This is a genomic window from Geodermatophilus sp. TF02-6 (genome assembly GCF_003319115.1).
Taxonomy (GTDB): domain Bacteria; phylum Actinomycetota; class Actinomycetes; order Mycobacteriales; family Geodermatophilaceae; genus Geodermatophilus.
The window spans coordinates 59739-74458 of the sequence record NZ_QOHF01000003.1; the positions used below are offsets into that span (position 1 = coordinate 59739).

Below are 14720 nucleotides of genomic sequence, written 5' to 3' on the forward strand. Positions count from 1 at the left end.
GGGCCACGGGAGGCGTCGCGAGGCGCGGACGGGCGCGCGGCACCGGCCTCGCGTGGCACGGGTCTCGCGTGGCACGGGGATCGACGTCGGTCGAGCGGAGTCCAGCAGCCGCACCGCGGCGGCAGAACCACCCCTTCCACGTCCCGGAAGACCGGCGCCCGGTGCGCGCCGCAGGTCGCCGCCCGGGTCGTCTTCCGCGATGGGGAAGACCTGTGGTCCCCGCCACCCGCCGCCGCGCAGGGTGGAGGCGACCGGGGAGCACGCGCTCCGGGACACCCTCGGCACCCCCGCCGAGCCGCCGAGCGCCCGGTGCACCCGACGCCCAGCACTGGAAGGAGCCTGCGATGAGCATGACCACGCGCGCCGCGGTCTGCCGCGAGCCGGGTCGGCCGTGGGAGATCACCGAGCTGGAGCTCGACGAGCCGAAGGCCAACGAGGTCCGGATCACGTTCATGGCCGCCGGGCTGTGCCACTCCGACGACCACATCCAGAAGGGCGACGCGATGATGCGCTTCCCCGTGGTCGGCGGCCACGAGGGCGCCGGCGTCGTCGACGCCGTCGGCGAGGGCGTGACCCGGGTCCAGGTCGGCGACCACGTGGTGTGCTCCTTCATCCCGGCCTGCGGCAAGTGCCGCTACTGCTCCACGGCCCGGCAGAACCTCTGCGACGAGGGCAAGAACGCCGCGACCGGGCAGTTCCCCGACGGCACCTTCCGCTTCCACCAGGACGGCGAGGACTTCGGCGGGCTGTGCGTGCTCGGCACGTTCTCCCAGTACGCGGTGGTCAGCGAGTACTCGGTCATCCGGATCCCCGAGGACATCCCCTGGGAGGTCGCCTGCCTGGTCGGCTGCGGCGTGCCCACCGGCTGGGGCTCGGCGGTGCACGCCGCCGGGGTCCGCGCCGGCGAGACCGTGGTGGTCTACGGGGCCGGCGGGGTCGGCAGCAACGCCGTCCAGGGGGCCGCCCTGGCGGGGGCCGAGCGGGTGGTCGTCGTCGACCCGGTCGAGTACAAGCGCGAGATGGCCACCGTCTTCGGCGCCACGCACACCTTCGCTTCCGCCAAGGAGGCGCACGACTTCGTGGTCGAGGCCACCTGGGGCGAGCTGGCCGACCACGCCATCATCACCGTCGGCGTCCTGCACGACGAGGTCATCGCCGACGCCCTGCAGGTGGTGGGCAAGGCCGGCCAGGTCACCGTGACCGCGGTCGGCAACGGCTGGGTCAACGAGCACCCGGGGGTGTTCATCGGCTACCAGCGCCGCATCCAGGGCGCGATCTTCGGCGCCTGCAACCCGCTGTTCGACGTCCCGCGCCTGCTCGGGCTCTACCGCTCCGGCAAGCTCAAGCTCGACGAGCTGGTCACCCGCACCTACCGGCTGGACGAGGTCAACCAGGGCTACCGGGACATGTTGGACGGCAAGAACATCCGCGGCGTGATCATCCACGAGCACTGAGGACCAACCGACATGACGATCGCCCCCGCCGGTCCGCAGACCGGTTCCGCCCTGATCATCGACGACGCCCAGCTCATCGGCGGGGACTGGGTGCCCGCCGCGGGCGGCCAGACCATCGACGTCGTCAACCCGGCCACCGGCGAGGTGCTCGGCCGGGTGCCGCGCGGCACGGCGGCGGACGTCGACGTCGCCGTGCGCGCCGCCGAGGCAGCCTTCCCGGCCTGGCGGGACACCAACGCCACCGCCCGCGGCGCGCTGCTGTACCGCTGGGCCCAGCTGGTCGACGACAACGTCGCCGAGCTCGACGCGCTGGAGTCCCAGGAGGTCGGCCGCCCGCACTGGGGCCCCCCGCCGATGTCGCGGATCCTCACCTTCGTCGCCGGGCAGGCCGACAAGGTGCAGGGCACCACCCTGCCCACCTACACCCCCGACGCCCTCGGGCTCACCCTGCGCGAGCCCTACGGCGTCGTCGGCGCGATCATCCCGTGGAACGCCCCGGCGCCGATGTTCGTGACCGACGTCGGCCCGGCGATCGCCGCCGGCAACACCATCGTGATCAAGCCGGCCGAGGACGCCCCGCTGACCGCCCTGGCCCTGGCCCGGCTGGCCCTGGAGGCCGGCATCCCGCCGGGCGTGGTCAACGTGGTGACCGGCTACGGGCACGAGGCCGGCGCGGCGGTCGCCGCCCACCCGCGGATCCGGCGGATGAGCTTCACCGGCTCGCCGCAGACCGGGTCGCTGGTCATGGCCGCCTGCGCCGAGAACCTCACCCCGCTGCACCTGGAGCTCGGCGGCAAGTCCCCGCAGGTCATCCTGGCCGACGCCGACCTCGACGCCGCCGTCCCGGCGATCGCCACGGGCATCACCCTCAACACCGGGCAGATCTGCGCGGCCGGCTCCCGGGTGGTCGTCGAGCGGTCGATCCACGCCGAGGTGGTGCAGCGGCTGGCCGAGCGCATGACCCAGGTGACCGTCGGCCCCTGGCACGAGCAGGTCAACATGGGCCCGCTGATCAACGCCAGGCAGCACGAGCGGGTGCTCGAGTACGTGCGGATCGGCCAGGAGGAGGGCGCCGACCTCGTCCTCGGCGGCGGGCGCCCGGCCGGCGACCGGTACGAGCGCGGCTTCTTCGTCGAGCCGACCCTGTTCGACAACGTGGACCCGGCCATGCGGATCCACCGGGAGGAGATCTTCGGCCCGGTCCTCGGGGTCACCCCGGTCGACGACGCGGACGAGGCGCTCGCGGTCGCCAACGGCACCGACTACGGGCTGGTCGCCTCGGTGTGGACCCGCGACGTCGGCAAGGCCGTCCGGTTCTCCCGCGGCCTGCAGGCCGGCCAGGTCGCGGTCAACGCCGCCCTCGGCGCCGGCGTCATCGGCGGCCCGTTCGGCGGCTACAAGCGCAGCGGCTTCGGCCGCACCATGGGCGCCGACGCCGTCCTGGACTACACGCAGGTCAAGACCGTGTCCCTCCGCGGCACCGGGAACTGACAAGGTGTTGAGAAACGGGTCAGGCTGCCTTCGTTCGTTGCCACGGACGGCGGCCGGGAGCGCGAGCGAGGCGACGGGCCATCAACCCGATCATGGCCCACTTGATCATCGCCTCGGCGTGCTCGGGACGGCGCTCGTAGTCCCGGGCCAGCCGGCGGTGACCAGTAATCCAGGCATGGGTGCGCTCGACCACCCAACGGCGCGGCAGCGGCACGAACCCGGTCTGCCCGACCAGCTTGGCCACCACCTGCACGACGATGCGCAGCGCGCGGGCGGCGAACTCCTGCACGCGGCGGCTGTAGGCGGCATCGGCCCAGGTCAGTGCCAGCGAGGGCATGACCGTCTTGGCCCGGTCCAACGCCTGGATGCCGCCGTCGCGGTCTTGCACGCTGGCCGCGGTCACCAGTACCACGATGAGCAGGCCCAGGGTGTCGACCACCAGGTGCCGCTTGCGACCGTTGATCTTCTTGCCGGCGTCGTAGCCCCGGGTGGCCTTGCCCACGGTCGCCGCGCCGGGCACCGACTGGGAGTCGATCGCGCCGGCCGAGGCCATCGGGTCGCGGCCGGCGGCATCCCGGGCCGCATCCCGCAGCGTGTCGTGGATGCGGTCGACGGTGCCATCGGCGGTCCAGGACTGGAAGTAGAAGTACACCGTCGCCCACGGCGGGAAGTCATGCGGCAGCTGCCGCCACGAACAGCTCGTGCGCACCACGTACAAGATTGCCTCGACGATGCGCCGCCGCGGGTACTTGGGCGGGCGCCCGCCGCGGGTACCGCGGCCACGGGTGCTGAGTACTGGCACCAGTGGCTCGATCAGCGCCCACTGAGCATCGGTCAGGTCCGAGGGGTAGGCCGGGGAAGAGCCCATGCCTCAGCCTCGCCGACCCGGCCGCCGGTGTCAGCAGCCTTACTCAACACGTTCTGAGAGGACGTCGCATGAGCATCACCACGCGCGCCGCCATCGCCCGCGGGCCGCACATCGGCTGGGAACTGGTCGACCTGCAGCTCGACGAGCCCGAGGAGCACGAGATCCGGGTCGAGTTCGCCGCCGCCGGGCTGTGCCACTCGGACAACCACATCACCCAGGGCGACGCCCCGGTCCGGTTCCCGATGGTCGGCGGCCACGAGGGCGCCGGCGTCGTGGAGTCGGTCGGCCCGAACGTCACCCGGGTCAAGCCCGGGGACCGGGTGATCTGCTCCTACATCCCGGCCTGCGGAGCCTGCCGGCCCTGCTCCACCGGGCACCAGAACATGTGCGTCAAGGGCCTCAACGCCGGCTCGGGCATGTTCCTCGACGGCACCTTCCGCTTCCACCTCGGCGACGAGGACCTCGGCGGGTTCTGCTCGCTGGGCACCTTCTCCCGGTACGCCGTGGTCTCCGAGTGGGCCGCCATCCCCCTCGCTGACGACATCCCCTGGGAGGTCGCCTGCCTGGTCGGCTGCGGCGTGCCCACCGGCTGGGGCTCGGCCGTGCACGCCGCCGGGGTCCGCGCCGGCGACACGGTGGTCGTCTTCGGAGCCGGGGGCGTGGGCAGCAACGCGGTGCAGGGCGCGCGCTACGCCGGCGCCGAGAACGTCGTCGTGGTCGACCCGGTGGAGTTCAAGCGGGACACGGCCACCTCGGTGTTCGGCGCGACGCACGCCTTTGCCGAGGCCAAGGAGGCACACGACTTCGTCGTCGAGACGACGTGGGGCCAGCTGGCCGACCACGTCATCCTCACCCCGCACGTGGTCACCGAGGAGATGGTGAACGCCGCGGTCCAGATGACCGGCAAGGGCGGCAAGGTCACCATCACCGGCGTCGGCAAGCTGACCGAGAAGGCCGTGCACTTCCACGCCGGCCTGCTCATCTCCTACCAGCGCCAGGTGCGCGGCGCGCTGTTCGGCGACTGCAACCCGCTCTACGACGTCCCCAAGCTGCTCGGCCTCTACCGGGCCGGCCAGCTCAAGCTCGACGAGCTGGTCACCCGCACCTACCGGCTCGAGGAGGTCAACCAGGCCTACACCGACCTCGAGGAGGGCAGGAACATCCGGGGCGTCATCCTCCACGACGGCTGACGACCGGGACGGCGCGAGGCCGCCGACGCCCGCGGGCGCCGGCGGCCTCGCGCCGTCCCGGGGGCGCTCGGCCTGCTCGCCCGGCGCCGGCCTCCCACCCGGGGGTGGCCTCCCACCAGGGGGAGGGCCTTCCGCCCGGGGGAAAAAGCGTCGCCGGCCGGTCCGGCTGCCGACACGATCGACGTGGACGGCGGACCCCGGTGCCCGCGCCCTCGGCGCCCGACCCCTCACCGCCGCCCCCGGATCCCACGACGACCGCGCGGCCGCCCGTCGCGCCGGAGGTGACCGCGCAATGGCGACGCTCGCCGACATCCTCGACCCGACCGGGCAGTCGGTGGCCCGGATCGGCGCCACGGCCCACGCCCCCCGCCGCGCCGGCCTCACCGGCGTGCGGCTGGGCCTGCTGGAGAACACCAAGCACAACGCGGCCCTGCTGCTCGACGAGCTGGCCGCGCTGCTGCAGCACGAGCACGGCGCGTCGAGCACCGTCCTGCGCCGCACCAAGACCGCGTTCGCGCTGCCGCTGCCCGAGGAGCAGCTGGCCGAGCTCGTCCGGGAGTGCGACGTCGTCCTCACCGGCGTCGGGGACTGCGGCTCCTGCAGCGCCTCGGCGGTCGCCGACGGCATCGCCCTCGAGCGGGCCGGCGTGCCCGCCGCGGTCGTCTGCTCCGACGCCTTCACCGCCACGGCCAGCGGGATGGCCGAGGTGCAGGGCGCACCGGACTACCACTACCTGACCACCGCCCACCCGGTGGCCGTCCTCGACCCCGACGCCGTCCGCGAGCGGGCGCGCCAGCTGCTGCCGCAGGTCGTGGCCACCCTCACCGAGGCCGGGCCGGCGCAGCGGGCGGCCTCGTGAGCGTGGACACCGAGGCCCCGGCCGTCGTCCCGGACGCCGACCCCGAGGCCGCCCAGGCGGCGATCGAGCACTGCTACGCCCAGGGCTGGTCCGACGGGCTGCCGCTGGTGCCGGCCACCCGCCCGCTGGTCGACCGCTTCCTGGCCACCGTGGACCGCCGGCCCGACGAGGTCATCGGCGCGCTGGAGCACCTCAACCGGACGGTGACCGTCGAACTGGCCGCCATCAACGCGGCCATGGCCGGCTGCCGGCCCGAGTACTTCCCGGTGGTGCTCGCCGCCTGGGAGGCCGTGCAGCGCGACCGGTCGGCCACGGGCGGCGGCTGGCAGTCCACCAGCGGCCCCTCGCCGCTGCTCGTCGTGAACGGCCCGGTCCGCGCCGAGCTGGGCTTCAACGCCGCCGGCGGCGTCTTCGGCCCCGGGTTCCGGCCCAACACGACCGTCCCGCGCACCATCGGGCTCATCGTCCGCAACGCCCTCGGCGTCGTCCCGCACGGCTTCGAGCAGGCCACCCAGGGCCTGCCCGGCCGCTGGCAGGTCTGCCTCGCCGAGAACGAGGAGGAGAGCCCCTGGGAGCCGCTGTCGGTCGACGGCGGCGTGCCGGCCGGCACCTCGGCGGTCTCCGGGTTCCTCACCCGCACTGTGGAGTACGTCGACAACCGGCACACCGCCGACCCCGAGCAGCTGCTCGCCGACTTCGCCGACACCATCTCCCGCAGCGGCGCGGCGATCTTCCGCCACCACCCGGCCGGGATCGTCTTCTGCCCCGAGCACGCACAGATGCTGGCCGGGGCCGGGATGGGCAAGGCCGACGTCCGGGCCTGGCTGGTCGAGCGCTGCGGCCGCACCAAGGCCGACCTGGCGCGCGTCGGCAAGGACGGCGTCGGCGACAACGGCGTGCGCTTCGCCGACGGCTCCACCGACCCGGACACCTTCGACCGGCTGTTCGCCTCCGATGGGCCCGAGGTGCTGCCGATCGTCGTCGCCGGTGCCCGCAACGCCGGCATCTCGATGGTGGTGCGGGTCTTCGCCGGCTGGTCGGCCAGCTCCGTCCCGGTCGTCGGCCGGACCACCCCACCGCAGGAGGCCGCTCCGTGACCATCCCCCTCGACGACCCGTTCGGCGCCGCCGGCGACGCCTGGATGACCGGCCGCACCGCTCTGGTCACCGGTGGGGGGCAGACCAGCGACGTCCACCCCGGCGTCGGCTACGCCATCAGCCGGGTGCTCGCCGCGCACGGGGCGCAGGTCGCCGTCCTCGACCGGGACGAGGCCGCAGCCCGGAGGACGGTGCAGCGGATCGAGGCCGACGGCGGGACGGCGGTCGTCGTCGTGGCCGACCTGCTCGACGACGACGCCTGCCGGGGGGCGGTCGAGCAGACCGTCGCCGCCCTCGGCGGGCTGGACACCCTGGTCAACAACGTGGCCGTCGGCGACCGCGCGGGCATCTTCGAGGTGAGCCCCGAGCGCTTCTCCCAGCTGATGGACCTCAACCTGACCACCGCCTGGCAGATGACCCGCCACGCGGTCGAGGTGCTCAGGCACGGCGGCGCCATCGTCAACATCAGCTCCGTCGGCGTGCGCGCCCGCGGGCCGGGCATGGTCTACAACCTGGCCAAGGCGGCCCTGGAGAACCTGACCGTCGGGGCGGCCAACACCCTCGGCGACCGCGGCGTCCGGGTCAACTGCGTGCAGGTCGGCGCGATCTGGGGCGCGTTCGCCGCGGCCAACACGTCCGAGCAGATGCGCGCGGTCCGCAAGGGTTGGTCGGCGCTGGGCACCGAGGGCACGCCGTGGGACATCGCCCAGGCGGTGCTGTTCCTCGCCAGCGACCGGGCCCGCTGGATCTCGGGGCAGATCCTGTCGGTGGACGGCGGCCCGAGCACCCCCAAGCCGCCACCGGGGGCGGCCGCCCCGGCCGCGCCCGCCGTCGAGGCCAGCACGCTGGAGATCACCAGCTCCGAGGGCGTTCCGTCGGTGCACCCGTGAACGGGGACCGGGTCGCGCTGGTCACCGGCTGCGGCAAGCCCGACGGGATGGGCCAGGCGATCGCCCGCGCCCTCGCCGGCCGGGGGCTGGCCGTCGTCGTCACCGACGTGGCGCCCACCGGGGTGTCCAACCGGCAGCAGGAGGGCCGCTCCACCGGGTGGGGCGGGCTGGAGGCGTTGGTCGCCGAGATCACCGAGGCCGGCGGGACGGCGAGCGGCGTCCTCGGGGACGTCGCCGTCGAGGCCGACGCCGAGCGCATGGTCGGCGCGGCGGTGGAGCGGCACGGCCGGCTCGACGTGCTGGTCAACAACGCGGCCGCCCCGCAGGGCCCCGACCGCGCCGACGTGGCCGACATCCCGGCCGAGGTCTTCGACCGCGTGCTGGCGGTCAACCTGCGCGGGCCCTGGCTGATGAGCCGGGCCGCGGTCCCGGTCATGCGCGCCCAGCGGTGGGGCCGGATCGTGAACATCTCCTCGATGGCCGGGCTCACCGCCGCGCCGTCCTCCGGCCCGTACTCGGCGTCCAAGGCCGGGGTCATCGGGCTGACGCGGGCACTGGCGATGGACCTCGGGCCCTGGGGGATCACCGTCAACGCGCTGTGCCCAGGCCTGGTCGGCACCAGCCGGGCGTTCCTCACCTCCGGTCCGGACGTCGACGAGGCGGCCGTGCTCCGCCAGCGCGGCCGCGCCATCCCGGTCGGCCGGGTCGGCCTGCCGGAGGACGTCGCGGCCGCCGTCGCCTTCCTGGCCTCACCCGAGGCCGGCTACATCACCGCCCAGGCCATCCCGATCGACGGCGGGGGGATGAGCCCGTTCCCGCTGCGCCACCCCGAGCCGGTGGCCGACGGCGCGCAGCCGCGGTGACCGGGGCGACCCCCTCGCGGTCGACGTCGAGGAACGGGTCGCCGTCGAGGGGCACGAGCCGGTCGCGGTCGGCGCACCGCACCGCCACGGCGGTGAGGTGCGCCCGGGGTGCGCCTCTAGAAGGGCGGCTCCTCGCCGAAGCCGCCGACCGGCGCCGCCCAGGGGTCGGCCGCCCCGCCCCGCCCAGCACCGTCACCGCCACCACCGCCCGCACCGACCTCGCCGCCGGACCCGCCGCGGGGACCACCGTCGGAACGGGCGGCCTTGGCGACCGTCGCCGTCGCGTAGCGCAACGACGGGCCGATCTCGTCGACCTCCATCTCGACGACGGTGCGCTTGTCGCCCTCCTTGGTCTCGAAGGAGCGCTGCTTGAGGCGGCCCTGCGCCATGACCCGCGAGCCGCGGGTGAGCGATCCCGCGACGTGCTCGGCCGTCTGCCGCCAGCAGCTGCAGCGCAGGAAGAGCGCGTCGCCGTCCTTCCACTCCTGGGTCTGGCGGTCCAGGGTGCGCGGGGTGGAGGCGATGGTGAAGTTGGCGACCGCGCCCGAGGGCGTGAAGCGCAGCTCGGGGTCGCTGGTCAGGTTGCCGATGACGGTGATGACAGTCTCGCCGGCCATGATCCGGTCCTCCGTGTTGTCGGTGCGTCGCTCAGGTGAGCGTCCGGAGGCTACGGGGACCGACTGACAGTTCGGTCCGCGTCGAGTTCGGCCCTCGTCGAGGCGCGGTCGCAGGCGCCGCGCCGCTCGTCCCGCCGCTCCGGTCGGGCCCGGGAACGGGCCCCTGCACGCAGACGAGCGCCGAAGTGTCCCCCGGGCGTGTGACCATCGGTGGGACGGCGCGGCGACGAGGGGATGGCGGTGCGAGAGGCGCGGACCGGGGCGGTCCTGGAGGCGACGCTGGAGCGGATCACGTTCGCCAACACCCAGACCGGCTACACCGTGGCCCGGGTGGACACCGGGCGGGGCGGTGACCTGGTCACCGTGGTGGGGTCGCTGCTGGGCGCGCAACCGGGGGAGACGCTGCGGCTGCGGGGCCGGTGGGGAGCGCACCCGCAGTACGGCCGGCAGTTCCAGGTCGAGGACTACACCACCGTGCTGCCGGCCACGGTGCAGGGCATCCGCCGCTACCTGGGCTCGGGCCTGGTCAAGGGGATCGGCCCGCGGCTGGCCGAGCGGATCGTCGACCACTTCGGCACCGACGCGCTGCGGGTCATCGAGGAACAACCCGGACGGCTGGCCGAGGTGCCGAACCTGGGCCCCAAGCGGACGCGGCTGATCACCGCGGCCTGGGAGGAGCAGAAGGCCATCAAGGAGGTGATGGTCTTCCTGCAGGGGGTGGGGGTCTCCACCTCGCTGGCCGTGCGGATCTACAAGCAGTACGGCGACGCCTCGATCGGCGTGGTCCGCAACGAGCCCTACCGGCTGGCCGCCGAGGTGTGGGGCATCGGGTTCCGGACCGCGGACACCATCGCGGCCGCGGTGGGCATCCGGCACGACAGCCCGCAGCGGATCGAGGCGGGGCTGCAGTTCGTGCTGTCCGAGGCGACCGAGCAGGGCCACTGCTTCCTGCCCGAACCGGAGCTGGTGACGCGGGCGGTCGAGATCCTGCAGGTCCCGGCCGGCCTGGTGGTCCCGTGTCTGGCCGTCCTGGTCGCCGAGCAGGGCTTGATCCGCGACGAGCTGCCCGGCCGGGACGCCGGAGCCGGGACGGTGGCGGTCTACCTGGTGCCGTTCCACCGGGCGGAGGTCTCCCTGGCCGCCGGGCTGAAGCGGCTCGCGACCGCCGAGGCCGACCGGATGCCGGCCTTCGCCGCCGCCGCCGGCGTGGACTGGGACGCCGCGCTGACCTGGCTGCACCGGCGCACCGGCGTGGAGCTGGCGGCCGGGCAGCAGGCGGCGGTGCGCCTGGCGCTGACCGAGAAGGTCGCCGTCCTCACCGGGGGCCCCGGCTGCGGCAAGAGCTTCACGGTGCGCTCCATCGTCACCCTGGCCGCGGCCAAGGGCGCGCGGATCGTGCTGGCCGCACCGACCGGTCGAGCGGCCAGACGGCTGACCGAGCTGACCGGGGTCCAGGCGGTAACCGTGCACCGGCTGCTGGAGCTTCGCCCCGGCGGGGACGCCGCCTTCGACCGGGACCGGCCGCTGGAGGCGGACCTGGTCGTGGTCGACGAGTCCTCGATGCTGGACCTGCTGCTGGCCAACAAGCTCGTCAGGGCGATCCCGCCGGGCGCGCACCTGTTGCTGGTCGGCGACGTCGACCAGCTGCCCTCGGTCGGCGCCGGCGAGGTGCTGCGCGACCTGCTCGCCGAGGGCACCCCGCTCCCGCACGTGCGCCTGACCGAGGTCTTCCGGCAGGCCAGCCGCTCCGGGGTGGTGACCAACGCCCACCGGATCAACGCCGGCAGCCACCCCCACGTCCGCGGCCTCGACGACTTCTTCCTCTTCGCCACCGACGACGCCGAGGAGGCCGCCCGGCTCACCGTGGACGTCGTGGTGCGCCGGATCCCGGCCCGCTTCGGCCTGGACCCCCGCCGCGACGTGCAGGTGCTGACCCCGGTGCACCGCGGGCCGGCCGGCGCCGGCGCGCTGAACGCGCTGCTGCAGGACGCGCTCACCCCGGCCGGCCCCGACCGGGCCGAGAAGCGCTTCGGCGGGCGGGTCTTCCGCGTCGGGGACAAGGTCAGCCAGATCCGCAACGACTACGACAAGGGGTCCAACGGGGTGTTCAACGGCACCCAGGGCGTCGTCACCGCCATCGACCCAGTCGAGCAGACCCTCACCGTCCGCACCGACGAGGACGAGCACGTCGACTACGACTTCGGCGAGCTCGACGAGCTGGTGCACGCCTACGCCGTCACCGTCCACCGCTCCCAGGGCAGCGAGTACCCCTGCGTCGTCATCCCGCTGACCACCAGCGCCTGGATGATGCTGCAACGCAACCTGCTCTACACCGCGGTCACCCGCGCCAAGCAGCTGGTCGTCCTGGTCGGCTCGCCCAGAGCCCTCGGCCAGGCCGTGCGCGCCACCGGCTCCGGACGCCGGCACACCGCCCTGGCCCACCGCCTGCGCCGGTCCGCGCGTCCGGGGCCGGCCGACCCGCGACGACCGGCGCACGACCCGGCGGGACCCCCGGAGCCCGATCGCCGGGCCCGGGGCGGCTCCCGACCCGCTCTCCCGCAGGCTGCCCCTGGTCAGCGGTGAGCCGCTGGAGCGGGTCGCGGCGGGATCGGGGGATCGGTCGAGCGGGCCCGGGGAGCCGTCGGCCGCCGGGCCCGGGTCCTGCGGGTCACGGGCTCCTCGTCGCCAGGGTCTCCCGGACGTCGGCACGGTGCGCTGCGGGGGAGACCAGGCGTGCGCTGCGCCAGCCCCGCAGGGAGCTGAGCACCGCGAGCTCCTCGGCGGCGTGCAGGTCGTCGACGTGCAGGACGCGCTCGCGCAGGCGGCCCGAGTCGAGCAGGCGGGCACGCTCGACACCCGGGAGGCAGCCGGACGAGGTGGGCGGGGTCCACCACTGCCCGTCGAGGCGGACGGCGAGGGTGGCGATGGTGGTCTCGGTCAGCTCGCCGCGCTGGTTGACCAAGACCACGTCGTCGGCCTCCGGGTGCCGGAGCGCGCGGGTCAGGTAGACGTCCCGGCGGGTGGTCTTGTGCTGCAGCCAGGGGCTGGAGGCGTCCACGGGTTCGTCGTCCAGCGCGAGCCGGACGGGCTGCGCGCCGACCGGGGGCAGGCGGTCGAGCTCCACCGTGACGCGCCCCTCCCGGGAGAGGAGGACGCGGACCCGTGCCGGCTCGGTGCGCCCGGCGACGGCCCGCCGCAGCGATCCGAGCGCGGCGGCGCGGTCGAACCGGAAGTCGAACCAGTCGGCCGAGTCGGCCATCCGCGCCAGGTGACGGTCGAGGTGGCGCAGGCCCTCGGCCGGGACGTACGCCAGCGTCTCCACCAGCTCGTGCTCGTCGACCTCGTGGGCGAGGACGGCCGCCTTGGCGTGCAGCTCGGCCCGTTCCCGCGCGGGGTCCGAACCCCAGGTGATCCCGCCGCCCGCTCCGTACACGGCCTCGTACCCGGCCTCGTACCCGGCCTCGTACCCGGCCTCGCCCGACGCGCGGTCGAGGACGACGGTCCGGATCGCGACGTTGAACCGGGCCCGGAACGGGGCGGACGGCGGCGCGACGAGCCCGACCGCGCCGCAGTAGACGCCGCGCGGTGTGGGTTCGAGGTCCCGGATCAGCTGCATGGTGCGCTGCTTGGGAGCGCCGGTGACCGAGCCGCACGGGAAGAGGGCGCCGAACAGCTCCAGCAACCCCACGTCGGGGCGGACGCGCCCGCTGACCTGCGAGGTCATCTGCCAGACGGTCGGGTAGCGCTCGAGCGCGAAGAGCTCGTCCACGGTCACGCTGCCGACCTCGGCGACCCGGCCGAGGTCGTTGCGCAGCAGGTCGACGATCATGAGGTTCTCGGCCTGCTCCTTGCTGCTGGAGCGCAGCCGGCGGGCGGCCTGCCGGTCCTCCGCCGTCGTCCGCCCTCGGGGGGCGGTGCCCTTCATCGGGCGCGTGCGCACGACGTCGCCCACCCACTCGAAGAACAGCTCCGGGCTGGCGCTGGCGACGACGTGACGGCCGAGGTCGAGGTAGGCGTTGCAGCTGCCGCGCTGGGCGAGGACCAGGCGGGTGTAGAGGCCTGCGGGATCGCCGGTGACCGAGGAGCGGAGCCGGTCGGTGAGGTTGCACTGATAGGTCTCCCCGGCGGCGATGTGCTCGCGGACGCTCGCCACGGCGTGGGCGTGCTCGGCCGCCGTCCAGTCCGGGCGCCACGGGGACACCCGCACGCCCGGCCCGGCCGGACCCGCCACGGGGTCGACGCGGGCCGGCTCGCGGCACAGCCCGAACCACACCAGCGGCGGCTGCCCCGGGGTCCACTCTCCCGGCAGCCGGGGGTCGAGGCCGCTGGCCGCCTCGTAGGAGACGAACCCGAAGGCCCAGCTGCCCGCCGCCGTGGCGTCGTGCACCTCCTGCAGGACGCCGGCGACCTCCTGCGGCCGCGTCGTCGTGAGGACGCGGTGCGGCGGCGGGCAGAGCAGGGCCTCGCCGCTGCGCAGGTCGTCGAACCGGGCCCACGGCCCGGCCGGGGACGGGTCCATCAGCCGCCGAGACCCTGCTGCACCTCCGCCGCGGTGAGCGTGTTGGCCAGCAGCATCGCGATGGTCATGGGTCCCACACCGCCCGGCACCGGGGTGGTCTTCCCGGCGACCTCGGCGACGGCCGCGGTGTCGACGTCGCCGCGCAGACCGTTCTCGCCCCGGTGGATGCCGACGTCGATGACGGTCGCGCCGGGCTTGACCGCGTCGGCGCCGACCAGGCCGGGGATGCCGGCGGCGACCACCAGCACGTCGGCGCGCCGGCAGACCTCGGCGAGGTCCCGCGTGCGGGAGTGGCAGGTGGTCACGGTGGCGTTGCGCTCGAGGAGCAGCTGGGCCATCGGCTTGCCGACCAGCACGGACCGGCCGACGACGACGGCCTCGGCGCCCTGCAGGGGGACGTCGTACTGGTCGAGCAGCACCATGACGCCCGACGGGGTGCACGGGCGCAGCCCGGGCCGGCCCTGGGCCAGCAGGCCGGCGTTGAGCGTGGTCAGCCCGTCGACGTCCTTCTCGGCCGGGATGCGGGCGAGCAGCGCCTCGGCGTCCAGGTCGGCCGGTGTGGGCAGCTGCAGCAGGATGCCGGAGACGGCCGGGTCGGCGGCGAGCTCGTCGACGAGCGCTGCGGCCTGCGCCTGGTCGACGTCGGCGGGCAGGTGCCGGTGCAGGTCGGTCATGCCCGCGGCGACGCAGGCGCGGCGCTTGTTGCGGACGTAGACCTCCGACGCCGGGTCGTCCCCGATCAGCACCGTGGCCAGCCCGGGAGCCGTCCCGCCGCCGGCGACCAGCTGCTCGACACCCTTCGCCACGTCGGCGCGCACGTGGCGCGCGACCGCCGTGCCGTCGATCACCTGTGCGGTCACCGGATGCTCCTC

The 14720-nt window shown here is 74.6% G+C and carries 12 protein-coding genes; 8 read left to right on the forward strand and 4 right to left on the reverse strand.

Going from position 1 to position 14720, the window contains the following annotated elements:
- Positions 1-344 precede the first annotated feature (344 nt).
- Together DQ238_RS03700 and DQ238_RS03705 are read left to right on the forward strand one after the other, a co-directional pair.
- Positions 345-1454 (forward strand): NDMA-dependent alcohol dehydrogenase, encoded by a 1110-nt coding sequence (locus DQ238_RS03700; protein ID WP_113779971.1) that lies wholly within the window; start codon positions 345-347, stop codon positions 1452-1454.
- A 12-nt stretch (positions 1455-1466) separates the two neighbouring features.
- Positions 1467-2945, forward strand: a complete 1479-nt coding sequence (locus tag DQ238_RS03705) for an aldehyde dehydrogenase (RefSeq protein WP_113779972.1) — start codon at positions 1467-1469, stop codon at positions 2943-2945.
- A 19-nt stretch (positions 2946-2964) separates the two neighbouring features.
- Here the strand turns inward: DQ238_RS03705 and DQ238_RS03710 are convergent, their stop codons facing one another.
- Positions 2965-3813, reverse strand: coding sequence for an IS5 family transposase (locus tag DQ238_RS03710; RefSeq protein WP_113779973.1), 849 nt, complete (start codon positions 3811-3813; stop codon positions 2965-2967).
- A 68-nt stretch (positions 3814-3881) separates the two neighbouring features.
- Here DQ238_RS03710 and DQ238_RS03715 point away from each other — a divergent pair, with 68 nt between their 5' ends.
- The 5 genes from DQ238_RS03715 to DQ238_RS03735 all read left to right on the forward strand — a co-directional run bounded on the left by DQ238_RS03715 (position 3882) and on the right by DQ238_RS03735 (position 8712).
- Positions 3882-5003 (forward strand): NDMA-dependent alcohol dehydrogenase, encoded by a 1122-nt coding sequence (locus DQ238_RS03715; RefSeq protein ID WP_113779974.1) that lies wholly within the window; start codon positions 3882-3884, stop codon positions 5001-5003.
- 292 nt (positions 5004-5295) lie between these two features.
- Positions 5296-5862: a UGSC family (seleno)protein gene (locus tag DQ238_RS03720; RefSeq protein WP_113779975.1), complete on the forward strand. Its 567-nt coding sequence runs from the start codon at positions 5296-5298 to the stop codon at positions 5860-5862.
- Positions 5863-5864: 2 nt separating this feature from the next.
- The gene (locus tag DQ238_RS03725; protein WP_113779976.1) at positions 5865-6959 is read left to right on the forward strand and encodes a hypothetical protein; all 1095 of its coding nucleotides are present in this window, start codon (positions 5865-5867) and stop codon (positions 6957-6959) included.
- Positions 6956-7849: an SDR family NAD(P)-dependent oxidoreductase gene (locus DQ238_RS03730; protein WP_113779977.1), complete on the forward strand. Its 894-nt coding sequence runs from the start codon at positions 6956-6958 to the stop codon at positions 7847-7849. Before DQ238_RS03725 ends, DQ238_RS03730 begins: the two co-directional genes overlap by 4 nt.
- Positions 7846-8712, forward strand: a complete 867-nt coding sequence (locus tag DQ238_RS03735; RefSeq protein WP_113779978.1) for an SDR family NAD(P)-dependent oxidoreductase — start codon at positions 7846-7848, stop codon at positions 8710-8712. The genes DQ238_RS03730 and DQ238_RS03735 overlap by 4 nt, the downstream gene beginning before the upstream one ends.
- Positions 8713-8828: 116 nt before the next feature.
- On the opposite strand, the gene DQ238_RS03740 is transcribed toward DQ238_RS03735, so the two are convergent.
- Complete coding sequence (locus DQ238_RS03740; protein ID WP_113779979.1) at positions 8829-9329, reverse strand: single-stranded DNA-binding protein; 501 nt, start codon at positions 9327-9329, stop codon at positions 8829-8831.
- A 234-nt stretch (positions 9330-9563) separates the two neighbouring features.
- On the opposite strand from DQ238_RS03740, the gene DQ238_RS03745 reads away from it, so the two are divergent.
- On the forward strand, positions 9564-11912 hold the full coding sequence (locus DQ238_RS03745; protein ID WP_233495681.1) for an ATP-dependent RecD-like DNA helicase: 2349 nt from the start codon (positions 9564-9566) through the stop codon (positions 11910-11912).
- A gap of 85 nt (positions 11913-11997) precedes the next feature.
- On the opposite strand, the gene pabB is transcribed toward DQ238_RS03745, so the two are convergent.
- Positions 11998-13848 carry an aminodeoxychorismate synthase component I gene (gene pabB, locus DQ238_RS03750; protein WP_113779980.1) on the reverse strand — a complete coding sequence of 617 codons (1851 nt, stop codon included), beginning with the start codon at positions 13846-13848 and terminating at the stop codon, positions 11998-12000.
- Positions 13848-14708 carry a bifunctional methylenetetrahydrofolate dehydrogenase/methenyltetrahydrofolate cyclohydrolase FolD gene (gene folD, locus DQ238_RS03755; protein ID WP_113779981.1) on the reverse strand — a complete coding sequence of 287 codons (861 nt, stop codon included), beginning with the start codon at positions 14706-14708 and terminating at the stop codon, positions 13848-13850. The genes pabB and folD overlap by 1 nt, the downstream gene beginning before the upstream one ends.
- Positions 14709-14720 lie beyond the last annotated feature (12 nt).

What these genes read in the sequence shown, in the direction of transcription:
- DQ238_RS03700 (WP_113779971.1), top strand. Translation starts at nt 345, where the DNA reads ATGAGCATGACCACGCGCGCCGCGGTCTGCCGCGAGCCGGGTCGGCCG.
- DQ238_RS03705 (WP_113779972.1), top strand. Translation starts at nt 1,467, where the DNA reads ATGACGATCGCCCCCGCCGGTCCGCAGACCGGTTCCGCCCTGATCATC.
- DQ238_RS03710 (WP_113779973.1), bottom strand. Translation starts at nt 3,813, where the DNA reads ATGGGCTCTTCCCCGGCCTACCCCTCGGACCTGACCGATGCTCAGTGG.
- DQ238_RS03715 (WP_113779974.1), top strand. Translation starts at nt 3,882, where the DNA reads ATGAGCATCACCACGCGCGCCGCCATCGCCCGCGGGCCGCACATCGGC.
- DQ238_RS03720 (WP_113779975.1), top strand. Translation starts at nt 5,296, where the DNA reads ATGGCGACGCTCGCCGACATCCTCGACCCGACCGGGCAGTCGGTGGCC.
- DQ238_RS03740 (WP_113779979.1), bottom strand. Translation starts at nt 9,329, where the DNA reads ATGGCCGGCGAGACTGTCATCACCGTCATCGGCAACCTGACCAGCGAC.
- DQ238_RS03745 (WP_233495681.1), top strand. Translation starts at nt 9,564, where the DNA reads ATGGCGGTGCGAGAGGCGCGGACCGGGGCGGTCCTGGAGGCGACGCTG.
- pabB (WP_113779980.1), bottom strand. Translation starts at nt 13,848, where the DNA reads ATGGACCCGTCCCCGGCCGGGCCGTGGGCCCGGTTCGACGACCTGCGC.